The following is a 24,391-nucleotide window of genomic DNA, read 5'->3' as shown; positions in this document are numbered from 1 at the left end:
CACTTTAAGACGTTTCTCTTTTTAGTTCCGATTAAAACGAACCGCAGGTATTTCCAGAGAAAGTAGCTCCGGCTCCAGCTGTAATATCGGCTTTCACAGCCGAAGCAGCCAAGGTAACAATGCTGTAAGGTGGTTTAAACGCGGTGTTTTTACCAGCTGTATTTCCAGAAGTTGAGGTGAAGATATTTCCAGTCGCCGTTACCGCAGTATAACCGCTTAACAAATCAATCGGATTTTTAACTCCTTCAAAAACATTGTTGTCAACGCGAATGTTAGCTTCTAAACCAGCCGAGATGCATTTGTTGCTCACGGTACTGTTAAAATAGCTGTTGATGATGTGAACTTGTCCAAAGCGAACTCTAGGCATTCTTTCTCTACAACCGCTTGCCCACCAACAACGTGCAAAAGTAATTTTAAAAGTACCACGGTCTCCGGTTGCGCTATCGCTAGAACCAATTAGATTTGAATAACGGTGGTCATCAGATCCGCCCGAACCACCTGCTTTAGGTGCTTTTAAATAAGTGAATTTAGTATACGAAACGGTCACGTAATTCGATTTGTTTTTAATATCGAAATTTCCGTCTACACCATCTCTAAATTCGCAATGGTCTACCCAAACATTTTGACAATTGTCTAAGGTAGCATTGTCCCAACCATCGGTGTCATAAGCGCCTGGTCCTTCAAAAATCAAATTTCGGATAATTAAGTTTTTACAGTTTTTAAAATAAATAATTCCAGAACCATCTTTGGTTTGATTGGTAGAAACCAATTTAGCTCCTTTGACACCATAAATGGTTTTTCCGCTTTGATTTTGAAAAGAAATACGAGCCGAAACCGTAATGGTTCCCGAAACTTTAATCACTTTTACAGAGGTATTTTCTATAGCCGATTTTAGTTGAGCATAAGTGCTTACAGCGGTCTCAGTAGCGGTTCCACCTCCTTTTGTTCCGCCATTTTGCGAAGCCCATCCCGGAACTTGTGAACAGTCGCCAACTTTTGCGGTTACATTTGCGGTACTATTTTCGGAAACAGCAGTTGTTCCCGATTGTTCTACGGCAGCATCTTCGGTGGTGCAATTCGCAAAGCTTAGTACCAAAGCTAAAGCAAAAAATTTTAATTTGTTTTTCATTTTCATTGTTAAAAAATTGTTTGGTTAAAGTTGATTTATTGAGGACAAATTTGTGTAATAAATCCTTTAAAAAAATTGAACAAGTTCAATTTTTTAGTGATATTTTTTAATATTTAATTTTTTTAACATATTGTGTTTGAGTATAATGTAATTTTAATATTTTTACGTAATCGATTACATATTGAGAAAAGGACTTGAAAATTTTGAGAATATCCACTGTTTATTGGGTATTGGTGTAAAACAATAAATGTATGTATGAACTTTTAAGAAAAAATCTTCTGCGTAAAATAACTCTTACAGAAGAAGAATGGGAAAAAATTGTTGAAAAAACAGAATTTATAAAACTTAAAAAAAATCAATTCTTACAAATTCAGGATTGCAACTGCAAATACGAAGCATTTGTTCTGAAGGGGTTGTTTAAGGTTTTTATTGCCAATGAAAATGGTTCCGAAAGTGTGTTTTCATTTGTATTTGACGAAGAATGGATTTGTGATATCGAAAGTTATTACCATCAAAAACCCAGTAGGTTTAATGTAAAGGCATTAGTTGATAGTGAATTGTTGGTGATTAGTAAAGCCAATAAAGCGCAATTGTTTAAAGAAATTCCGCAATTGTTGCAGTTTCATATTTTTTTAGTAGAAAATACTACTATAAACATTCAGCAAAGATTGATTGATGTTTTAAATAAAACTACCAAACAACGTTATCTTGATTTTGTAAATAAATATCCGCATAACACTCATAAAATAAACAATAAAAATTTGTCTTCTTATTTGGGAGTTTCGCACGAGTTTTTATCCAAAATCAAAAAAACTTTTTAAAACGTATTACTGTTATCTAAATTCGGTCTGCTTTTATAAAATTCGTAAATTAGAAATGTTTAATTGATAATTTTATAAAATGAAATCGCTAATTCCGTATATTCCTAAAAATAAAGTAAGAATTGTTACAGCAGCTTCACTTTTTGACGGACATGATGCCGCCATTAATATCATGCGTCGTATCATTCAAGCAAGTGGTGTAGAAGTCATTCATTTGGGGCACAATCGCAGCGTTGAAGAAGTGGTTACTACGGCCATTCAAGAAGATGTTAATGCCATTGCCATGACTTCTTATCAAGGTGGGCATATCGAATATTTTAAATACATGTACGATTTGTTGCAAGCAAAAAATGCGGGACATATCAAGATTTTTGCTGGTGGAGGCGGCGTGATTTTACCTACTGAAATTGAAGAATTACAAGAATATGGTATTGCCAAAATTTACTCGCCTGATGATGGACGAGAAATGGGTTTGCAAGGAATGATTAACGATTTGATTCAACAATCTGATTTTCCAATTGGCGAAGATTTGAATTTTGATTTAAACGAATTAACTCGGAAAAAAGATGCTGTAATCGCCCGATTGATTTCGGCAGCCGAAAATTTCCCAGAAAAATCAAAATCTGTTTTAGAAACAATTCACCATAAAATAGGACACACTGCCATTCCGGTTTTAGGAATAACTGGAACCGGAGGAGCCGGAAAATCATCTCTTATTGATGAACTTGTACGTCGGTTTTTAATTGATTTTTCGGATAAAAAACTTGCCATTATTTCGGTAGATCCTTCCAAGCGAAAAACGGGTGGTGCTTTATTGGGCGATCGTATACGCATGAATTCAATCCATAATTCCAATGTTTATATGCGTTCGTTGGCAACTAGGCAATCACATTTGAGTTTGTCGCAACATGTAGCCGAAGCAATTGCTATTGTAAAAGCCGCAAAATTTGACTTGATAATTCTAGAAACTTCCGGAATTGGTCAATCAGACACTGAAATAACAGCACATTCGGATGTGGCCATGTATGTAATGACTCCAGAATTTGGTGCAGCCACGCAATTAGAAAAAATTGACATGTTGGATTTTGCCGATTTGGTTGTACTCAATAAATTTGATAAACGTGGTGCTTTGGATGCTCTTCGAGATGTCAAAAAACAATACCAACGCAACCATCAATTATGGGAGGTGAAGAGCGATGATTTGCCTGTTTTTGGTACTATTGCTTCGCAGTTTAATGATTTCGGAATGAATACTTTGTATAAAGCGCTTCTCGATATACTTTTTAAAAAAGCAAACCTTGATTGGCAATCTACTTTTGTAGTTTCTAATGCAATAAGCCAAAAAGCAGAAATAATTCCGCCACAACGAAACCGCTATCTTTCCGAAATTTCGGAGAGCAATCGTTTATATGATAGCAAAGTAATTTCGCAAAAAGAAATTGCCCAAAAATTATACGGAATTTTTAAAACCATTGAATCGGTTTCGGGGAAAGAAGCTCTAATAGATGCTAATGGAATTGTAGAAAGTACAGTATATAAAAGTGCAATTGAAGGCGAAGACGAAAACCGGATTTTCTTGAATTTACTTTTAAATCAATTTGATAAGGTAAAAAAAGAATTAGATTCTGCAAATTGGGAATTGATTTTGGGTTGGAATGAAAAAATCGATACTTATAAAAATCCCGTTTACCACTTTAAGGTTCGTGACAAAGAAATCAATATTAACACCCATATCGAGAGTTTATCGCATTTGCAAATACCTAAAATTGCCTTACCCAAATACCAAGCGTGGGGCGATATTTTGCGCTGGAGTCTGCAAGAAAATGTTCCGGGTAAATTTCCTTTTACTTCAGGGTTGTACCCTTTTAAACGCGAAGGTGAAGATCCGTCTCGAATGTTTGCAGGCGAGGGTGGGCCAGAGCGAACCAACAAACGGTTACATTATTTAAGCAAAGGTATTCCTGCTAAACGGCTTTCAACTGCTTTTGATAGCGTGACTTTGTACGGAAGCGATCCTAATTTACGACCTGATATTTATGGAAAAATTGGAAATGCTGGTGTTTCTATTTGTTGTTTGGATGATGCTAAAAAAGTGTATTCGGGTTTTAATTTAACTGATCCGCTTACTTCGGTGAGCATGACGATAAATGGTCCAGCTCCCATGTTGCTCGCTTTTTTTATGAATGCCGCCATTGATCAGCAATGCGAATTGTATATCAAAAGCCATAATTTGGAGCAGGAAATAGAAGCAATAATCGCAAAAATATTTAAGCAAAAGGGCATTGAGCGACCACGTTACCAAGGCGATTTACCAGAAGGGAATGATGGTTTGGGGTTGTTTTTGTTGGGTGTAACAGGTGACCAAGTTTTGCCATCATCGGTTTACAACAAAATTAAAAGACATACTTTAACGCTGGTGCGCGGAACCGTTCAGGCGGATATTTTAAAAGAAGATCAAGCACAAAACACCTGTATTTTTTCAACCGAATTTGCTCTTCGATTGATGGGCGACGTGCAAGAATATTTCATTCAAAATAAGATTCGTAATTTTTATTCGGTATCAATTTCGGGTTATCATATTGCCGAAGCAGGCGCCAATCCTATTACGCAATTGGCTTTTACTTTGTCAAACGGTTTCACTTATGTCGAATATTTTTTGAGTAGGGGCATGCATATTGATGATTTTGGCCCTAATTTATCGTTTTTCTTTTCAAATGGAATCGACCCCGAATACGCTGTTATTGGTAGAGTTGCCCGCCGTATTTGGGCTAAAGCATTAAAAAACAAATACCAAGCCAACGAAAGAGCGCAATTGTTGAAATATCATATTCAAACTTCGGGACGTTCCTTACACGCACAAGAAATAGATTTTAATGATATTCGAACCACCTTACAAGCGCTTTATGCTATTTATGACAATTGTAATTCGCTTCATACCAATGCATACGACGAAGCCATTACCACACCAACTGAGGCCTCGGTTAGACGCGCGATGGCAATTCAATTGATTATTAATAAAGAGTTTGGACTCACACAGAACGAAAATCCAATTCAAGGGGCTTTTATTATTGAAGAATTAACCGATTTGGTAGAAGAAGCGGTTTTAAAAGAATTTGATCGAATTACCGAAAGAGGCGGCGTGCTTGGCGCTATGGAAACCATGTACCAACGTTCCAAAATTCAGGAAGAATCCTTGTATTACGAGACCTTAAAGCATGAAGGAGCGTTTCCTATTATTGGCGTAAATACTTTCTTGAGTTCAAAAGGATCACCCACAATAATTCCAACAGAAGTGATTCGTGCTACCGAAAATGAAAAAAAATACCAACTGACTATGTTGGGAAATTTGCATCAGCTTCAACAAGAGTCCGCTACAAAACAACTCCAGCTTTTAAAAGATGCAGCCATTCAGAACGCTAATATTTTTGAGGTTTTGATGGAAGCAAGTAAAGTTTGTTCGTTAGGACAACTTACCGAATCTATGTTTGAAGTCGGCGGAATGTATCGCCGAAATATGTAGGCATAAAAAAAGCAGCCCAAACCAAAGGCTGCTTTTTCTAAATCAAACTTTACTAACTATTTAACCAAATTTTTCAAAAAGAACTACTAACGTGAAGCAACGCTAGTATTTTTTTCATCCAAATTATTTTTATAAACTTCTGAAATGGCAGTTGTAGACAAAGTAGTGTTTTTATCTGTTACCGAAATTTCATGAGTTAATTTTTTGTTTTCATTTTCAACTACAATCAAGTAGTCACCTTCTGGGAATTCTTCAAGGCTAAAAGTTCTCAAAATTCCATCTTCTGTACCTTTAATTTTTTCAAAATAAATTAATGTTCCGTCTTTTTCATAAATTGAGACTTTGGCGGCTTTTACCTTGTTCAATGAGAAAGAAATTTGTTTTCCTTCGTTTTTGATTACATGAAGTCTAAAATCTTCATTCCCTTCAATTGCATACGAATTTACTCCCGTAAACATAACTGCAAGCACTAATAATTTTAAAATCGTTTTCATAGCTTTTAATTTTTAAATTAATTAATAGTTCTAATTTGCTATTGCTAAATTAGTTGGATTGTGGCTATAAGAACACATGCGAATTTGCAAATTTGTGTGCTAAATTCGCAATAAAGAAAACGTTTTAGTTTGTTTTGTTGATTAATTAATATTGAATTAACGATTTGGTAAAAAATTATTCAACACCTGTCAAGGCAGGTAAAGAGGGAGAATAGGCGTAATTAGGAGTTCTTATTTAATTTGATTTCGACAAAAAAGCGGAGCAATACGTTTATAGTTTTAAAAAAGTCTACTTTTAGGAATTTCGAAAAAAATCAGATTTAAATAGCCTTTTTATCTGCGTATTTTTTATAAAAAAATTCAAGTAAAAAGCAAAATAAAATAATTCCGACCGAAATGATAACGCCCAAGCTATTGTTTTTGAATTGCTGAACTAATAAGGTGAAAAAGGCTAAAAAACAAAGAAAAGCTGCTAATAAGTGTATCCATTTATTCGAATTCAATTCGAGGTGTTTTTTAAAACCTATGTAGTTGACAATACCAAAAATCATTAAAAACCCGGCGCTTCCAGCTGTTGAAATGCTTTGTAAATTAAATACATTTACCAGGGCGATAGATAAAATGGCTGTAACTAACAATCCAATAGGTTTTCCCCATAATTTGTGGCAAAAATATTGAGGTAGTTCTTCATCTAAAGCAATATCGTAATTGACTCTTCCGCTACCTAATACCGTGGCATTTATGGCAGAAAATGTGGAAATTAAAGCTGTGATTGTAATAATTGTAAAACCAATTTGTCCCAGAGTTGGTTGTGCTGCCTTGGCTAAAACATAATCTTGTGCATTAGCAATTTCTTTAAAAGGTAAAGCGCCTACGGTAACAATAGCAATTAAAATATATAGAATAATAACGAAACCCACCGCACCGAAATAGGCTTTTTCGGTGTTTTTTTCTCTGTCTTTTAAGTCAGAAACGGAATTGGCAATTAATTCAAAACCTTCATAAGCAACAAAAATGACCATCCCGCCCGAAAGTAATAAAATGGGATTTTCCCAATTTGCAGGCGACAATTGAGCAATGTTTTCCGGTTTTATAGAGAGACCATAAAAGCCGACACCGATAAACGCAATTAGAATCAATAATTTTATGACCACCGAAACCGATTCGATAGTGCTGACTAATTTAACACTGAAATAATTTATTAACAAGGCTATAATTAAAATCGAGGTTTGGTAAATAGAAATATCCCATTTTTTGGAACCAGTCATCGAAAAAAGTGCCGCCGCATACGACCCGAAAGCAGAAGCATACAACGCCAGCATGACAATATAACTTACCCAAAGAAGGTTATTAATGGCTCCCGAAAATAATCCGTTGCCAAATTGTTTGTTTACAAAAGCTACTGTTCCGCCTTTATTAGGATATTTTTTTGAAAGTTTAGCATACGAATAAGCCGTTACTAATGCAATTATACCAGCAAATAAAAAAGCAATTGGAGTTCCTCCTTTTGCTAAAGAAACAGCAAGTCCCAAAACGGCAAAAATTCCGCCACCAACCATTCCACCAATTCCAATAGAAATAGCATCTTTTAGTCCAATTTGATCATTTTTTTTCATAGTATGGATTTTTCAAATGGATTCGTTAATTGTTGCTGATTCCTACGTTGTTTATTTTAAGGTAGTATTTTATTTTTAAAAACGCCCCATGATACGGCTCCGACATTAATCAAAACATTCCATTAATAACAAGTCGCCTTTAGTATGGGTGATGGTTACCAGGCCGTCTTGAGCTACATTGTTGCTGCTACCGGTGCGGTATCCCATTGTTAAGGTATCATTTTCTAAGGAATAGGTAAGGTTTTTTGAAAAGATTCCGGAAACAGTTCCAATCGGAATTAACGAAATAGGGGTGGTTGCGGGGTACCATTTTTCGAATTTTTGAGGTAAAAGAAAAATTTTAGAATGGTCGTCGAGAATTACAATTTTCAATAGATCACGGTAACGCACAATATTGGTTAAGTTGGTAATGGTATGGTCGGCACGTCTTCCGGTAGCCCAAACAACATTTACGGCTGGAATATTTCGGGAAATAAGGTAATCGAAGGCTTTTTCTAAATCGGTTTTTTCTTGGTCGGGCGTATGCACAATTTCGATAGGATATTGTGTGGTTTTATAGATTTCGGGATCAAAACCACGATCAAAATCGCCTAATAAAACATCTACTTTTATGCCCAATTCTAAAACGCGCTCTATGGCCGAATCAAGTACGATTACCAATGGCGACCATTCTAACAACTGTCCTAACAATTCGGGATGGCAAGCTGCTCCGTTTGCAATTATTAATGCGGGTTCTTGGTCGTCGCGAACAATATGGTGTGAAGACATAATAAAGGTTTGTCTACAAATTTAGCTAAAAACAAGCTTATAAAGTCCGAATCGGAATCCAAATTTCTTCTTCAGAATCGGGTTGGTCCTTTTTGTATTTTTCTCCCATAATAGCAAAATGGGGTCTGTGGTCTAATTCGTAACTGGATTGTGGTAACCATTCCGAAAAAATCCAATTATAGGTTTTAACTGCTGCTGCTTGTGGGCCAATATGCGTAAATACGGCATAGAGGCTACTCGGAATAGTGATGGTTTCCATACTTTCAGGAACAGTTCCTAAATCAGTAACAGCCACGGCAGCCCATTTTTCGAAAGGATGGTTGGGACTGTAATTTTGGAAGAAATCTTCGGGATATACTTCAACTGAATATAAATCAGTGTTGATGGCATTTGAAATAGTCGCCTTTATCGGCATGAAATTACGCCATAATTCAAATGGATTGTGGTCAGAAAATGTCATGGTCTTGTGTTGACCTACTAAATTGGTTTCGGGTAAAATTTCGATGCGGACTTCCATAGTTTTTATTGAATGGTAAAGGTTTTGTTATCCGTTTCACACAAAGAAAAATAACCTAAAGGATAATTGTCAAATTGCGTTTGATTGATGATATTTCCTCTTACGGTGGCAGGTGGCGCCTGAAAAGGACCATTGTTTCCACCGGCAACATCTATCAAAATAGACATGTATTCGTAATATTGTTTTGAAATTCCGAAGTGAGTCACTTCTATGTTATCTCCCGCTTTCAAATCGTCATTGTCGGAAGTACTGTTAAATTCATTTCCTTGAAAAAAGGTGTCTTCTAAGGTGTAATAATTCGAAGTTATTTTGTTAGAATACACGTAATGAATAAGGTAAAAATTATCTTCGGTGGCTGGATCGTTAAAAAAAGCTTTTATTTCGATATCATCTCCCGTAAAACCGCCTTCGTTATTTTGCTCAATTCGGGTGATAGGAGCAACAGGTTGTAACTTTTCTGTAGCCGTATAGGTTTCCCCATCGTGCATTATGGTCAATTGATAGGTTTCGTTTAAAACCGGTTGAAAATTGGTACAAACGTATTTCCCTGTATTCGGAATTTCGGTAAAGTTAAATCGGGTTTGAGTACTATTGGTAATAAAAACCGTTGCACCCGAAACTACAGGAATGGTTTGGCTGTAATAATCGGTAGTGGTAGTTAATTGTACAAATTGTTCGTTACCAGGAGTGCCTTTTTGCCAATATATTCCGGCTTCTATAACCAATTTTGGTGCAGCAGTATCTAAATCTAAATCAATTACTTCTTCGCAACTTGTAAAAAGGCAACTAAGTAAAACGGTTAGTAATAAGGTTATTTTTTTCATATTTCTATGTATTTGCAAGTGCTGATTAAAATTTGAAATTATAGGTTACGGCTGGAACGGCTCCAAAAATAGATAATTTAACTGCCTCGTTGTAGCCAGTGTCTTCATTTTGCCCAAAACTAACCGAAGCAGCATTCATGCGGTTGTAAATGTTGTAAATACTAAATACCCATTCGCCTTTCCAATTTCGGTTTTTGTTTTTTCGAGGGGTTAAGGTTGCCGACAAATCCAAATGGTGGTAAGTTGGCAAGCGGTTAACATTTCGGTCTCCAAAGGTAGGTACACTGATACCTAAATAATCGTATTTGCCGTTTGGATATGTTACAGGCTGGCCTGATTGCAGAATAAAATTGGCGCCAAAACTCCATTTTTCATTTAAACTATAGGCTCCCGTTACGGCTAAATTATGGGTTTTATCGTAAGCTGATCGGTACCAATTTCCGTTATTTATACCCGTTTCAGAAGCATTTCTTCCAGGAGTTTGCTGCTCTGATTTTGATAAGGTATATGAAATCCACCCTGTAATGTCGCCTTCGTTTTTCTTTAACATCAATTCGAGTCCATAGGCACGCATTCGTCCATTTAATATAACTTGTTCGAGTGCTTCGTTGGCAATTAAATCGGCACCGTCAATATAATCCAAACGGTTTTGTATTTTTTTATAAAAGCTTTCTACTTCTACTGAATAATCACCATTTTTAATATTTCTAAAATATCCCACCGCTACTTGGTCGGCAATTTGTGGTTGAATAAAGTTATCGCTCGGTGTCCAAATATCCAACGGAGTAGGAGATGACGTATTGGAAACAAGTTGTAAATACTGCACCATTCGGTTGTAACTGGCTTTTACAGCTTGATCTTCGTTGAGCTGATAGCCAACAGAAAACCGCGGTTCTAAATTATCAAAACTTTGAATGACTTTGTTTTTGCCGTAATAAATGGAATCTATCGGAGTTGCTTTTTGATAAATTTGCAAATCGTTGTTAAAAATAACGGGATTATTATCCTGATAAACATTTATGGTGGAGCTTCCAAGTCGGTAAAATAAGCTATAACGCAACCCATACGCCACTGATAATTTTGGGGTAATCTTGTTTTCGGCTTCGATATATAAAGAAGGTTCGAAAGCGTATTTTTTATCCAATTGATCCGAATTAATTCCCGATTCTTCGGATGTAGGATCAATTGTACCTGGATTGAATTCGTAATAATTGCCGTTTATACCATAATTGAGTTTGAATTTTTCGGAAATATAGTTCTTAAAATCGTATTTCAAATTATAGGTTTTGATTCCAGAATTCCACTTGAAACCCACAAAATCCAAATCCAATCCATAATAATAATCACTGTAAATTAAAGATAAATTCGAAAAGAGTTTGTTAGAAAATAAGTGGTTCCAACGTAAATTTAAGGTGGTATTTCCGTAAATATTACTAAAGCTTTTGTTGAGTTTAAACAAATCACGACCAAAATACCCCGACATGTACACACTGTTATTTTCGTTCAGTTTGTAACTTAATTTGGTATTCAAATCATAAAAATAAGCCGAATTGTTTTTGTTGTCTTCGCTCAGTTTTAAAAACAAATGCGCATACGAAGCTCTTCCTCCAATTAAAAAGGAACCTTTATCTTTTACAATTGGTCCTTCGGCAAGCAAACGACTCGATATAAGTCCGATGCCACCACTCATATGAAAACTTTTACTGTTTCCATCTTTTTGATAAATATCCAAAACCGAGGATGCTCTTCCTCCAAATCGAGCTGGAATTCCCCCTTTGTACAATTTTAAATCCTTAATAGCATCGGGATTAAAAACCGAGAAAAACCCGAAAACATGCGAAGAATTAAATAAGGTTGCCTCATCTAATAAAATCAAGTTTTGATCGGCTCCACCACCACGAACGTTAAATCCAGAAGTGCCTTCTCCAGCATTGGTTACCCCGGGCAACAATAAAATAGATTTGATTACATCTACTTCGCCTAAAACCACGGGCATTTTTTTGATAGTCGAAATCGACATTTTGTTCACGCTCATTTCTGGAGTTCGCGTATTGGCTCGACCTGCATTTCCTGTAATAACGACCTCTTCTAATTCTTGACCTCCTTCTTTTAAGGCGAAGTTGAGTTTAGCATTTGGTGTAATGGTAATGTTTTGTTGAAGGGTTTCGTAACCAATATAACTAATTTCAATATTTTGATTTCCGCTCGGGACAGCAACCGAATAAAAACCATATTCGTTTGTAGTGGCTCCAATTTTTAAATCGGGAAAATACACATTTACCCCAATTAAGGTTTCGTTGTTTTTTGAGTCGGTTATGATTCCGCTAATGGTTACTTTTTCTTGTGAAAACACCCATATTGGGAGGAAAATAAAAAATAAGAATACTTTTTGAAGGTTATTTTGCATTTTTTTGGCTTGTTTGGTACAAATATCTGTGGTTTAATAATACGAACGAACAAAACACTTGTTAATTTAATACTAAGAGAAGTTTATCTTAAATTTGAGAAGTGAACAGGTTATTCATTAAAGTGTAAAACTGCTGTCGTGGTTTCTTTTGGATTTTTTTTGAGATGTTTATCAACCCGTTTTACTAATAGAATTGAGATAATCGAAATGGCAATAACAAAATATCCTAAAGTATCGTAATGTTCTAACGGACTAAAATTGTCTTTTTGTACCACAATTGTTCCAGCAAATGCCGCTGCAATGCCGCCCGCTATTTGTTGCAACGAAGCATTGATACTCATAAAAGCACCACGATCTTTGAGTTGCGGTATAGCAGTTACCAAAGCGGTAGAAGGAACCATTCGGCTCATTATTCCCATCATCATTAATATGTTTAAAAAGGCTACTAATGCAAACGGTGTAACTTGTAGGTTAGTATAAATTCCAATCATGATAATGGACCAAATGGAAGCATACATAAAAATTTTAAATTTATCTTTTCGATCGCTCAATTTTCCAACAATTGGCATGATGATCAGTGTTGCCAATCCGGCTATCATGAAAACCAAAGGCAATTGGGCTTCGGTAATTTTAAGGTTGTTAATGGCAAAAGCACTTCCAAAAGGCATCATCATAAATCCACCCACAGATAAAATAGCGGTAGCAGCAAATCCTATTCGGTATTCTTTTTTCAGTAATGTATTTGTTAAATGTGATAAAGGCGATTTTATTGGTTGCGCAACCAAATGACCTGTTAAGGGTTTTAATTTAAAGAAAATTAAAAATACAATCAAAACAGCCATTACGGCAATCCATAAAAAAGGAGCGTGCCAACCCCAAGCATTTGCTAGATACAAGCCTACTGGAATACCGAAAATTTGACTAGTTCCGAAAGCCATTTGAATAAAACCCATCACCCGACCTCTTTGTTGTAAGGCAAACAAATCGATTACAATGGCCATGGAAATAGAACCAATTACACCTCCAAATAAACCTGTAAAAATGCGAGCTCCTACTAAAAGCGGATAAGTGGTTACTGTGCCACATAAAATGGTTCCGATGATAAAACCGATATAAAAGAATAAAAGTAATTTTTTTCGATCAAACTTATCGGCAAATCCAGCGGTCAGCAAGCCCGAAATACCGGCACTAAAGGCATAAGCCGAAACTACTAAACCAAAATCAGTTGGTTTTAAATGCATGGTTTTCATTAAAATATCACCCATTGGCGACATGACCATAAAATCTAAAATAACTGTAAATTGGGTAATAGCTAAAATAAAAATAACGAATTTTTGGTAGCTACTAAAAGTAGGTATTGCTTGTGTTTCTTTTTTCATAAAAGGATAATTATTCGTCTAATTCGCTGCATTTAAAATCATTTTGTTTGATGAGTTCGATAATTTGAGTTCAATTTAAAGTAGATGATTCAATTCGCAATACCGAATCTACATCTTCTAAATCAATATTCCATTGCAAAATTGCTTCATTTTGATTTAGAATTGTACTTATAATTTGTTTGTCTTTTTCCGTTTTAATATTGGTTGCAAATATTAAAATATGATTTAAATTGATTTCCATCCGTTTTAAGGAGTTAAGGCTTTTATGACTAATTCGAATACTTCTTTGGTGGTTTTTGCAGTTAATTTAAAGGGTTTACCTCCAAAATTTTTTCCATCACGTTCAAAATGAAGCAAGGAATAGAGAGGGCCATAGGCAACACTCCAAAAAATTTCTTTTGACATGGGAGCTAATTCTTTATTCGCTATTGCATTTTGAAAAAAAACTTCCATGATGGCTTTAAATTCATTTAAACTAGGATCTAAAATGGTTTGGCTGTAACTAGAATGTGTTAAAAGTTCCCAACAACGTACCTCTAAGGGATTTTTTTGTGTGAAGGAAATTCTGTTTTCCCATTGTTTGTAAAGCCCATTTCGAAAGGACATGGTAGGTAGAAAATCTCTTGTCATTTCCGAAAAAAAACGGGTACCAATTTCAATTCCGATTTTTCGAATTAAATCATCTTTGTCTAAATAGTAAATGTATAAAGTAGCTACCGAAATGTTGCATTTTTTAGCAAGTTGGTTCATACTAAAACCTTCTATGCCTTTTTCAACCAATAGTTCAATTGCATTTTGCTTTACAATTTCTTCTTTATTATGATCTCTTGTTCTCATCCGAGTGGAAATTTGAAAGCAAAAATAATAAAGATAAATGAATATTCATTCATTTATAAAAAATATTGTTTCTAGAATAAAAAAAAGACAACCCTTTCGAGTTGTCTTTTGTAAAGTAAGTAGTAAAAAGTTGAAATTAAGCTGTTTTTAAAGCAGCAATTTTATCTATAATACTGTTAAATGTGTTACTTGGACGCATTGCTTTACTAACCAATTCTGGATTTGGTTGGTAATAACCTCCAATATTTTGAGGTTGACCTTGAGCGGCAATTAGTTCGGCGTCAATTTTAGCTTCGTTTGCTGTTAATTCACTAGCAATTGGAGTAAAAAGAGCAGCTAATTCGGCATCTTTTGTTTGAGCTGCTAAAGCTTGTGCCCAATATAAAGCCAAGTAAAAATGAGAACCACGGTTATCAATTTGACCTACTTGACGGGCTGGTGATTTGTCATTAGCTAAGAATTTATCGTTTGCTTCGTCTAATGTTTCAGCTAAAACAAGTGCTTTTGAGTTGTTTTGTGTTTGTCCTAAATGCTCTAAAGAAGCACCTAATGCTAAAAACTCACCTAATGAATCCCAACGTAAGTATCCTTCTTCAACAAATTGCTCAACGTGTTTAGGAGCAGAACCTCCTGCACCAGTTTCGAACAATCCACCACCGTTCATTAACGGAACAATAGAAAGCATTTTTGCAGAAGTACCTAATTCTAAAATTGGGAATAAATCAGTTAAATAGTCACGCAATACATTTCCGGTTACCGAAATAGTATCTTGACCTTTAATAATTCTTTCTAAAGTAAATTGTGTAGCCTCGATTGGAGCTAAAATACGAATATCTAATCCAGTAGTATCGTGGTCTTTTAAATAAGTATTTACTTTTTTGATTAATTCTCTATCGTGTGCTCTGTTTTCATCCAGCCAAAAAACAGCAGGAGTTTCAGACAAACGAGCTCTGTTTACAGCAAGTTTAACCCAGTCTTGAATAGGGGCGTCTTTTGCTTGACACATTCTGAAAATGTCGTTGGCTTCAACATTTTGTTCCATCAAAACAGTACCGTTTTGGTCAACTACACGAACTACTCCGCTTTCTTTAACTTGAAATGTTTTATCGTGAGATCCGTATTCTTCTGCTTTTTGGGCCATCAAACCTACGTTAGGAACACTTCCCATTGTTTTTGGATCAAAAGCACCGTGTTTTTTACAGAAATCGATAGTTGCAGTATATATACCAGCGTAAGAACGGTCTGGAATGATAGCAATTGTATCTTGTTGCTTTCCGTTTTTATCCCACATTTGCCCCGAAGTACGGATCATAGCAGGCATAGAAGCATCCACAATTACATCTGAAGGTACGTGTAAGTTTGTAATTCCTTTATCCGAATTAACCATGGCTAAAGCTGGGCCATTATCTATAGCGGCAGTTAAAGCAGCTTCTACTTCAGCTTGTTCTGGTTGTCCCGCGATTTTGGCATATACATCACCTAAACCATTACGGGTATCAATATTTAATTTTTTGAATAAATCAGCGTATTTTGCAAAAACGTCTTTAAAGAATACTTCTACAATCGCTCCAAAAATGATAGGGTCAGAAACCTTCATCATTGTAGCTTTTAAGTGTACCGATAAAAGAACATTTTCTTTTTTTGCTTCGGCAATTGTAGCGGCTACAAATTCTTTCAATGCGGCAATATTCATTACAGAGCTGTCAATGATTTCTCCCGCTTTTAAAGGAGTGCTTGCTTTTAAAACGGTAACAGTTCCATCTTTCGATACAAATTCTATTTTTGCGTCGTTAGCATCAGCTACAGTTAATGATTGTTCGCTTCCGTAAAAATCCCCTTTTGACATAGAAGCTACTTTTGTTTTTGAATCTGCCGACCAAGCACCCATTTTGTGTGGGTTTGCTTTTGCAAAGTTTTTAACGGCTCTCGGTGCTCTACGATCTGAATTTCCTTCACGTAAAACTGGATTTACAGCCGAACCTAATACTTTTGCATATTTGGCTTTGATTTCTTTTTCAGCATCATTTTGAGGGTCTTCAGGGAAATTCGGAACAGCATATCCATGTGCCTGTAATTCGGCAATAGCTGCTTTTAATTGTGGTACCGATGCAGAAATATTAGGTAATTTAATAATATTTGCATCAGGTTGTGTTGCCAATTGTCCTAATTCGGCCAAAGCATCTCCTACTTTTTGGTCTGCTGTTAAAAATTCAGGAAAATTAGCTAAAATTCTACCGGCAACCGAAATATCTCGGGTTTCGATACTTATTCCTGCAGTTGCAGTAAATTCTTGTACAATTGGTAAAAATGAATAAGTAGCCAATAATGGTGCCTCATCAGTTAAGGTGTAAACAATTTTCGAATTCTGTGTCATTTTGCTTTTTTTTATAATAGTGTTACCTAATATATAGATAACATAAAAATTGTGATAGGCTTGAAACAAGCGGAAGCAAATATATGAAAATCAGTCCGAAATTGCAGGGTGTTTTAGGTAGTTTTACTTAAATTAACAGAATGTTATATTTGTGATAGTATTATAACAACCCAAACGCAAAACCATCTGTTAAAGGAACGGTTTTTAAGTATGTTAGTAGTAAAAAAAAAAATCTCGTTTCGAAATTTAGCCGAAACGAGATTTTTGTATAATTTAGATAAGTTATTATCTTCTTTTATCTTTAATCTTAGCTTTTTTACCAGTAAGTTCTCTGAAGTAGAAAATTCTTGCTCTACGTACAGCACCTTTCTTGTTGATTTCAATTTTTTGTAAAGCTGGCAAGTTAACTGGGAAGATACGCTCTACACCAACTGAACCTGACATTTTACGAATAGTAAAAGTTTCTGTAGTTCCAGAACCTCTTCTTTGAATAACAACTCCTTTAAAAAACTGAGTTCTTGTTTTTTCACCCTCTTTAATTTCGTAATAAACGGTGATTGTGTCTCCAGCTCCAAATACTGGGAAATCTTTTTTAGTAACTAATTCGTCTTTAACGAATTTCATCAAATCTGCCATGATATGTTTTAATTATGGTTTGTAATAGAGCAACATGCACGGTTTTCGCCAGAGGTTGGTCTAAAATTGGCTGCAAATATAATTAAAAATCATTAATTACAATATGTTTAATGTAGAATTTTTTTTAATGTAATTGTCTTTATCTTAGTTGGTTAGCTTTTTTAAAAATAAAAAACAGGACTTTCTATTATAAAAGCCCTGTTTTTTTTTAAGAATTTAAATAACTAAAGAACCAGTTTTGCTAATTTTATTTTGCGTTTCGTTTGATTGATGTTTTTAGTTAAACCGCTACTTTTTCCTGGACCTAAAGTAGATTTTAAACTGTTATTTCTTTTGTCAAAAAGGTTGTCTATTTCTTTATCTCTTTGGTCTTTAGGTAGGTTTTTTTTGTCCATATTAAATAAACCTGTAGCCAAGTCGGCGTTTGCTTTTTCGTAACTAGCTTTTTCTTGTGCATTTAACGAAACACCATTGGTGTTGTTTAGTTCCGATAATAATGAATTTTTGTTTAGGCTTTGAGCAAAAGACATGGTGCTCACAAAAAAACTGACTACGAGACAAATTTTAAAAATTAATTCTTTCATGATTTGTACTTTTTAAAGTTAAAGGGTTTAGATAAAGTTACTTTTTTAAAGTATAAATATAAGAAAATTACTCTTGTAATAAATCGGGTCTTCTGTTTTTTGTGTGTTCGTATGCTTTTTCTTCTCGCCATTTTTCAATTTTGGCAAAGTGTCCGCTGGTTAAAACATCGGGAACTTTCCAACCTTTATAATCGGCTGGGCGTGTGTAGATGGGGCCTGAGAGTAAATTATCCTGAAAACTATCGGTTAGTGCAGAGGTTTCATCGCTCAAAACTCCAGGAATTAATCGAATTATTGCATCGGATAAAACCAAAGCACCTAATTCGCCACCCGAAAGTACATAATCGCCAATTGAAATTTCTTTGGTAATAAAATAATCACGAACCCTTTGATCGACTCCTTTATAATGACCACATAAAATAATAATGTTTTCATACATCGACATGGTGTTGGCCATTTTCTGATTTAGCGTTTCGCCATCGGGTGTCATGTATATAATTTCATCGTAATTCCGTTCACTTTTTAAGTGCGAAATGCAGGCGTCAATGGGCTGTACCATCATGACCATTCCGGCACCGCCACCAAATTGGTAATCGTCTACACTTTTTTGTTTGTTGGTGGTATAATCGCGTAAATTATGAAAATGAACTTCGACTAATCCTTTGTCAATGGCACGTTTCATAATCGAAGCCTCAAACGGACTGCGTAATAATTCGGGTAGAACGGTTATAATATCAATTCGCATCGTATAAAAATATAGAGCGCAAAGTTAACATTATTAATTGGAGTAAAAAGTAATTTAGTTCAACACTGAAATAGAAATTAGCTTGAAGTCCTGATGGTGAAAAATCTTCTATTTTTGGTTTTTGTTGCGAAATATTTAAAATAATAATTTAACAACATTAATTTGTTGCATAATCTCATTTTATTTTACATTTAGGAACAAATTTTAAAACTCCAAAAACATGACCCTTTTTACTAAAAACTTTCGAAATTGTACAGCAGCCGTAATGCTGGTTGCTTTTTCGTCACCGCATGTATTTGCACAAACTAATTCCACTATGAATAACCCTTTATTGCAAAAAAGTACGCTACAGTACCAAGCTCCGCCTTTTAATTTAATTAAAAACGAGCATTTTAAGCCCGCATTTGATTTTGGTTTGAAAAAACAAGAAGAAGAAATTGAAAAAATTGCAAACAATACAGCAAAACCTACTTTTGAAAATACGGTTTTAGCATTGGAATTAAGTGGGAAAGATTTGAATCGGGCCACAACGGTTTTTTCAAATTTAACAGGCTCTAATACGAATGATGAATTGCAAAAATTAGAAAAAGAATATGCTGCTATTTTTGCGGCTCATCGTGATAAAATTTATCTCAACAGTAAATTATATCAACGTATAAAAGCCATTAATTTAGGAAGTTTAAAAGGAGAAGATAAAAAGTTAACCGAGCATTATTTAGAAGTTTTTGAGTTAGCTGGTGCTAATTTGTCAGAAGCTGATAAAGCCAAAATGAAAGCCATTAATAGCGAATTGGCTGTTTTAAGTACTGCTTTCGGTTCTAAATTATTAATTGCTCGTAAAAATGGAGCAGTTTTGTTTGACTCCCCATCCGATTTAGATGGTTTAAGCCAACAAGAAATTGATGCTGCTAAAGAATTGGCTACAAATGCTGGACAGTCGGGTAAATACTTAATAAGTTTACAAAATACGACGCAACAGCCTGTTTTGCAGAATCTTAAAAACAGAGCCTCGCGCGAAAAAATATTTAAAGCTTCTTGGAGTCGTGCTGAAAAAAATGATGATGGGGATACCCGTGCTACTTTAGAAAAAATGGCTCGCTTGCGTTTGCAAAAAGCGCAATTAATGGGTAAAAAGAGTTTTGCCGAATGGAAAATTCAAGATCAAATGGCTAAAACACCGGAGGCAGCGATGACTCTTTTGGCCGAAATTGCGGCTCCAGCTGTAAAAAAAGCCAAGTTAGAAGCCAAAGAAATTCAGACTTTAATTGATTCTCAAAATGGTGGCTTTAAATTAGAACCTTGGGATTGGAATTTTTATGCAGAGCAGGTTCGTAAAGAAAAATACGATTTAGATGAAAGTCAAATTAAACCGTATTTTGAGATTAAAACAGTTTTAGAAAAAGGCGTTTTTTATGCGGCCAAACAAATGTATGGCATCACTTTTAAGGAACGTAAAGATTTACCCGTTTATCATTCTGATGTAGTGGTTTACGAAGTTTTTGATAAAGATGGAAGCTCTATGGCTATCTATTATTTAGACTTTTATACACGTGACAACAAAAGGGGAGGAGCTTGGATGAGTTCTTTTGTAAAACAATCGCATTATCTAAAACAAAAGCCAGTTATTGTAAACGTTTATAATTTTGAAAAACCGGTAAACAATAATCCTTCCTTGGTTAGTTTTGATAATGTAATTACCATGTTTCATGAGTTTGGACATACTTTGCACGGTCTTTTTGCCAATCAGCAATACGCGACACTTTCCGGAACAAGTGTACCGAGAGATTTTGTAGAGTTTCCTTCGCAAATAAACGAACATGCAGCTTTAGATCCTGTAATTTTAAAAAATTATGCCTTGCATTATCAAACAAAAGAAGTAATTCCGCAGGCGTTAATTGATAAAATAAAAAAATCAGAAACGTTTAATTCGGGATATAATGTAACCGAACTTTTGGCAGCCTCAACCCTTGATATGGCTTGGCATACCGTTACAAACGAAGCTGATTTTAAACCAACTTTAACTTTCGAAACTGAAGCTTTAAAAAAGTATGGTTTATTGGTTGATGAAGTACCAACACGTTACCACAGTCCTTATTTTGCGCATATTTTTAGCGGAGGATATTCTGCGGGTTATTATGCCTATACTTGGTCGAAAACCTTAGATTATAATGCCTACGATTGGATTAAAACGCATGGTGGAATGACGCGCGAAAATGGTGAACGTTTTAGAAAATATATTTTGTCCGTTGGAAATAGCGTCGATTTAAATAAGGCATTTACGGATTTTGTGGGTCACGAAATGCAAGTAAAACCGTATCTTGAAAACGAAGATTTATAGTCAGAATAAAATAATTAAGATACTAAAACCTCCTTTTTTCGGAGGTTTTTTTATAGGTTTTAAAGTTATGTTGTTTGACTTCAAAAGAATTTGTGTTGAATAAATTGTAAAATTTTCTTAATCGTTTTTATCTGCTACTTGGAATGCTTAAATTTACTTTTCTTCAAAAAAATACTACTCATGAACATCAAATTTAGTTTTATTCTTATTTTATTCACCCTAATTTCGTTCGGGCAACAAGACCAATTGAAAGAGTTGGATATTAATTTAGCCAATTACGAATATCCTTATCCGGTACACTTTATCACACTTTCTGAGCAAGAGCAACAATTGCAAATGGCTTATATGGATGTGAAACCAGCCAATTATAATGGCAAAAATGTATTGTTGTTACACGGTAAAAACTTTAACGGAGCTTATTGGAAAACCACAATTCAGGCGTTGACAAAGGAAGGATTTCGCGTTATTGTTCCCGATCAAATTGGTTTTGGAAAATCCGATAAACCGGCTCATTTTCAATTTACTTTTCAACAACTAGCCCAAAATACAAAAGCAATTTTAGATCAAATTGGAGTAAAAAAAACAGCGGTTTTAGGACATTCTATGGGCGGAATGGTTGCAACACGTTTTGCTTTGATGTATCCTGAGATTACAGAAAAGTTGATTTTAGAAAACCCAATTGGCTTGGAAGATTGGAAACTGAAAGTACCTTATCAAAATGTAGATTGGTGGTATCAAAATGAATTAAAACAATCGTATGAAAAAATTAAAAAATACCAATTAGAGAATTATTACGACGGAAAATGGAAACCCGAATACGACGAATGGGTTAATTTATTAGCGGGTTGGACATTAAATGCTGATTTTAAAAAATATGCTTGGAATGCCGCTTTAACTTACGATATGATTTTTACACAGCCAGTTGTGTATGAATTTAAAAACATTAAAGTCCCTACTTTATTGATTATTGGTACCCGCGACAGAACCGCTTTAGGAAAACCGCTTGTGAGCGAAGAAGTGCGTAAAACCATGGGTTTGTATGAAAATTTAGGAAAAGAAACCCAAAAGAAAATTCCAAATGCACAATTAGTCGAAATTCCAAATATCGGACATATGCCTCACATTGAAAGTTTTGACAAATTTATAACACCATTAAAGACCTTTTTAAAAAAATAATTTAGCTATATAAAATCGCAACTTTTAATCAAGTTGTACTTTTGCAAAATGAAATTATCAAAATCTAAAGTCCTTTTTATGGCAGTTTGCACGGGACTCATCGTTGCAAACTTGTATTATTGTCAGCCTTTAATTGTTTTAATAGCAAAAGAATTTAATATTCCAGAGGCAAATGCGGGCACCATTACGTATTTAACCCAAGCTGGTTATGCTATTGGCTTGTTTTTTATGGTTCCATTGGGTGATAAAATTGAACGAAAAAGACAAATTGTACTTACTACTTTTGCTTCGGTTATTGCTTTAATTATAGCAGCTACAGCCAAAAGTTTTTTGGTTTTAGAAATAGCATCTTTATTAATCGGAATTACGTCTATTGTACCCCAATTGATTTTACCTTTAGCAGCTTCATTAAGTGAAAATCATGAACGCGGAAAAGTAGTGGGAACGATCATGAGCGGTTTGTTAGTCGGAATTTTATTATCGAGAACATTAAGTGGTTTTATTGGTCAATTATGGGGTTGGCGTGCCATGTTTTGGATTGCCGCAGGTTTGTGTATGCTCATTTTAGTCCTTATTCAGAAACAATTTCCATTTAATAAACCGATATTCGAAGGGACTTATGGACAATTAATTCAGTCACTTTTTTCTTTAATAAAAGAGCAGCCTTTGTTACGCGAAGCCACTTTAATTAATGTGTTTTGTTTTGCGCAATTTGGTGCTTTTTGGACTACTATGGTTTTATTACTTTCCGGAGATCCTTTTCAGTTTAATAGTGCCACCATTGGTCTTTTCGGAATTGTAGGGGCTTCTGGTGCTTTGGCGGCTCCATTAGTCGGTCGGTTAGGAGATAAAGGTGGTGCGCGTGTTGCGGTAGGATATGGTGGCGCTTTGATTGCGTTGAGTTTTGTGGTTTTTTATTTTTCGATTCAAAGTGTAATCGGAATTGTAATTGGTATTGTTTTGATAGATATTGGTATTCAAAGTGTTCATATTTCTAACCAAACCCGAGTATATTCGATACTTCCTGAAGCTAGAAATAGGATGAATACCGTATTTATGTCCTTTTCATTTTTAGGAACTGCTGCAGGGTCTGCCTATGGTTTGTTTTTATGGCAAATAGGAGGCTGGCATGCAGTAACAGTTGGTTGTTTGTTTTTGTCTGCTTTGGCTTTTTTAGTTTATGCGTTTACCTATAAACAAAATCGAAACCTGTAGAAACCTCAAATCAATAAAAATTAATTTGTAAATTTGCGTTCAATATAAAAAAACAGCATAATGGAAAACGGAATATATGCTAAATTCAACACCAGTAAAGGTGCTATTTTAGTAAAACTTACACACGATTTAACGCCAGGAACAGTAGGGAACTTTGTAGCTTTAGCCGAAGGTAATCTTGAAAATTCAGCAAAACCACAAGGAAATAAATACTACGATGGTTTAAAATTTCACCGTGTGATACCTGATTTTATGATTCAAGGTGGATGTCCTCAAGGTTCTGGTACAGGTGGTCCTGGTTATAAATTCGACGATGAATTTCATTCTACTTTAAAGCACGACCGTCCTGGAGTGCTGTCTATGGCAAATGCAGGTCCTGGCACCAACGGTTCGCAATTTTTTATTACGCACGTTGCTACTCCTTGGTTGGATAATAAACACAGTGTTTTTGGCCATGTTATAGAAGGGCAAGATGTGGTTGATGCCGTGGCACAAGGTGATGTTCTTGAAAGTTTAGAAATTATTCGTGTAGGAGAAGAAGCTGAAAAATGGAATGCCATTGAAGCTTTTAGAGTTTTTGAAGGAGCTCGCGAAAAAAGAATAGCTGATCAAAAAGCAGCAGCCGAAGCAGAAATGGAAAAATTAGCAGCAGGGTTTGATAAAACAAATTCAGGTTTGCGTTATAAAATGATTCAAAAAGGAGAGGGTAAAAAAGCAGAAAAAGGTAAAACAGTTTCGGTTCATTACCAAGGTTCTTTATCTGATGGAAAAGTATTTGATTCTTCTTACCCAAGAAAAAAACCAATCGAGTTTAAATTAGGTGTTGGTCAAGTTATTGAAGGATGGGACGAAGGAATTGCTTTGTTACAAGTTGGTGATAAAGCGCGTTTTGTTATTCCATCTCACTTAGGATACGGTTCTGCTGGAGCAGGAGGTGTTATTCCTGGAGATGCTACACTAATTTTTGATGTAGAATTAATAGATGTGAAATAATATCCTCTTTCATAAATT

20 protein-coding genes are annotated in these 24,391 nt (G+C 35.1%); 6 read left to right on the top strand and 14 right to left on the bottom strand.

Going from position 1 to position 24,391, the window contains the following annotated elements; translation table 11 throughout:
• Positions 1–31 precede the first annotated feature (31 nt).
• Entirely contained in the window at positions 32–1,135 is a 1,104-nt protein-coding gene (locus I5M07_RS04390) for a pectate lyase family protein (protein WP_200104976.1), read from the bottom strand.
• 245 nt (positions 1,136–1,380) lie between these two features.
• Here I5M07_RS04390 and I5M07_RS04385 point away from each other — a divergent pair, with 245 nt between their 5' ends.
• Together I5M07_RS04385 and I5M07_RS04380 are read left to right on the top strand one after the other, a co-directional pair.
• On the top strand, positions 1,381–1,950 hold the full coding sequence (locus tag I5M07_RS04385; RefSeq protein ID WP_200104975.1) for a Crp/Fnr family transcriptional regulator: 570 nt from the start codon (positions 1,381–1,383) through the stop codon (positions 1,948–1,950).
• A 79-nt stretch (positions 1,951–2,029) separates the two neighbouring features.
• Positions 2,030–5,470 (top strand): methylmalonyl-CoA mutase family protein, encoded by a 3,441-nt coding sequence (locus tag I5M07_RS04380; protein WP_200104974.1) that lies wholly within the window; start codon positions 2,030–2,032, stop codon positions 5,468–5,470.
• Positions 5,471–5,556: 86 nt separating this feature from the next.
• Here I5M07_RS04380 and I5M07_RS04375 read toward each other — a convergent pair whose 3' ends face one another.
• From I5M07_RS04375 to trmD, 13 genes are all read right to left on the bottom strand, one after another.
• Positions 5,557–5,964 carry a secretion protein gene (locus I5M07_RS04375; RefSeq protein WP_200104973.1) on the bottom strand — a complete coding sequence of 136 codons (408 nt, stop codon included), beginning with the start codon at positions 5,962–5,964 and terminating at the stop codon, positions 5,557–5,559.
• Positions 5,965–6,284: 320 nt separating this feature from the next.
• Positions 6,285–7,580: an APC family permease gene (locus I5M07_RS04370; protein ID WP_200104972.1), complete on the bottom strand. Its 1,296-nt coding sequence runs from the start codon at positions 7,578–7,580 to the stop codon at positions 6,285–6,287.
• Positions 7,581–7,685: 105 nt separating this feature from the next.
• Positions 7,686–8,348 carry a thiamine diphosphokinase gene (locus I5M07_RS04365; RefSeq protein WP_200104971.1) on the bottom strand — a complete coding sequence of 221 codons (663 nt, stop codon included), beginning with the start codon at positions 8,346–8,348 and terminating at the stop codon, positions 7,686–7,688.
• A 37-nt stretch (positions 8,349–8,385) separates the two neighbouring features.
• Positions 8,386–8,865 (bottom strand): GyrI-like domain-containing protein, encoded by a 480-nt coding sequence (locus I5M07_RS04360; RefSeq protein ID WP_200104970.1) that lies wholly within the window; start codon positions 8,863–8,865, stop codon positions 8,386–8,388.
• 5 nt (positions 8,866–8,870) lie between these two features.
• Positions 8,871–9,689 (bottom strand): DUF4249 domain-containing protein, encoded by an 819-nt coding sequence (locus tag I5M07_RS04355; RefSeq protein WP_200104969.1) that lies wholly within the window; start codon positions 9,687–9,689, stop codon positions 8,871–8,873.
• A 25-nt stretch (positions 9,690–9,714) separates the two neighbouring features.
• Positions 9,715–12,096, bottom strand: a complete 2,382-nt coding sequence (locus I5M07_RS04350; protein ID WP_200104968.1) for a TonB-dependent receptor — start codon at positions 12,094–12,096, stop codon at positions 9,715–9,717.
• A gap of 110 nt (positions 12,097–12,206) precedes the next feature.
• Positions 12,207–13,475 (bottom strand): MFS transporter, encoded by a 1,269-nt coding sequence (locus I5M07_RS04345; RefSeq protein ID WP_200104967.1) that lies wholly within the window; start codon positions 13,473–13,475, stop codon positions 12,207–12,209.
• A gap of 70 nt (positions 13,476–13,545) precedes the next feature.
• Positions 13,546–13,716: a hypothetical protein gene (locus tag I5M07_RS04340; RefSeq protein WP_200104966.1), complete on the bottom strand. Its 171-nt coding sequence runs from the start codon at positions 13,714–13,716 to the stop codon at positions 13,546–13,548.
• 5 nt (positions 13,717–13,721) lie between these two features.
• Entirely contained in the window at positions 13,722–14,312 is a 591-nt protein-coding gene (locus I5M07_RS04335) for a TetR/AcrR family transcriptional regulator (RefSeq protein ID WP_200104965.1), read from the bottom strand.
• Between the two features lie 136 nt (positions 14,313–14,448).
• Positions 14,449–16,686: an NADP-dependent isocitrate dehydrogenase gene (locus I5M07_RS04330; RefSeq protein WP_200104964.1), complete on the bottom strand. Its 2,238-nt coding sequence runs from the start codon at positions 16,684–16,686 to the stop codon at positions 14,449–14,451.
• A 285-nt stretch (positions 16,687–16,971) separates the two neighbouring features.
• The gene (gene rplS, locus I5M07_RS04325; RefSeq protein WP_200104963.1) at positions 16,972–17,322 is read right to left on the bottom strand and encodes a 50S ribosomal protein L19; all 351 of its coding nucleotides are present in this window, start codon (positions 17,320–17,322) and stop codon (positions 16,972–16,974) included.
• A gap of 224 nt (positions 17,323–17,546) precedes the next feature.
• Positions 17,547–17,906 (bottom strand): hypothetical protein, encoded by a 360-nt coding sequence (locus I5M07_RS04320; protein WP_200104962.1) that lies wholly within the window; start codon positions 17,904–17,906, stop codon positions 17,547–17,549.
• A 67-nt stretch (positions 17,907–17,973) separates the two neighbouring features.
• Positions 17,974–18,651 carry a tRNA (guanosine(37)-N1)-methyltransferase TrmD gene (trmD, locus tag I5M07_RS04315; protein ID WP_200104961.1) on the bottom strand — a complete coding sequence of 226 codons (678 nt, stop codon included), beginning with the start codon at positions 18,649–18,651 and terminating at the stop codon, positions 17,974–17,976.
• Between the two features lie 265 nt (positions 18,652–18,916).
• Here trmD and I5M07_RS04310 point away from each other — a divergent pair, with 265 nt between their 5' ends.
• The 4 genes from I5M07_RS04310 to I5M07_RS04295 all read left to right on the top strand — a co-directional run bounded on the left by I5M07_RS04310 (position 18,917) and on the right by I5M07_RS04295 (position 24,373).
• Positions 18,917–20,989: a M3 family metallopeptidase gene (locus I5M07_RS04310; RefSeq protein ID WP_233621953.1), complete on the top strand. Its 2,073-nt coding sequence runs from the start codon at positions 18,917–18,919 to the stop codon at positions 20,987–20,989.
• A 180-nt stretch (positions 20,990–21,169) separates the two neighbouring features.
• Complete coding sequence (locus tag I5M07_RS04305) at positions 21,170–22,165, top strand: alpha/beta fold hydrolase (protein ID WP_200104959.1); 996 nt, start codon at positions 21,170–21,172, stop codon at positions 22,163–22,165.
• A 78-nt stretch (positions 22,166–22,243) separates the two neighbouring features.
• On the top strand, positions 22,244–23,380 hold the full coding sequence (locus tag I5M07_RS04300; protein WP_233621937.1) for an MFS transporter: 1,137 nt from the start codon (positions 22,244–22,246) through the stop codon (positions 23,378–23,380).
• Between the two features lie 60 nt (positions 23,381–23,440).
• Entirely contained in the window at positions 23,441–24,373 is a 933-nt protein-coding gene (locus I5M07_RS04295; RefSeq protein ID WP_200104957.1) for a peptidylprolyl isomerase, read from the top strand.
• Positions 24,374–24,391 lie beyond the last annotated feature (18 nt).

The sequence above is a fragment of the Flavobacterium agrisoli genome, assembly GCF_016522065.1.
GTDB lineage: Bacteria > Bacteroidota > Bacteroidia > Flavobacteriales > Flavobacteriaceae > Flavobacterium > Flavobacterium agrisoli.
This window is presented reverse-complemented; position numbering and strand designations above follow the sequence as displayed.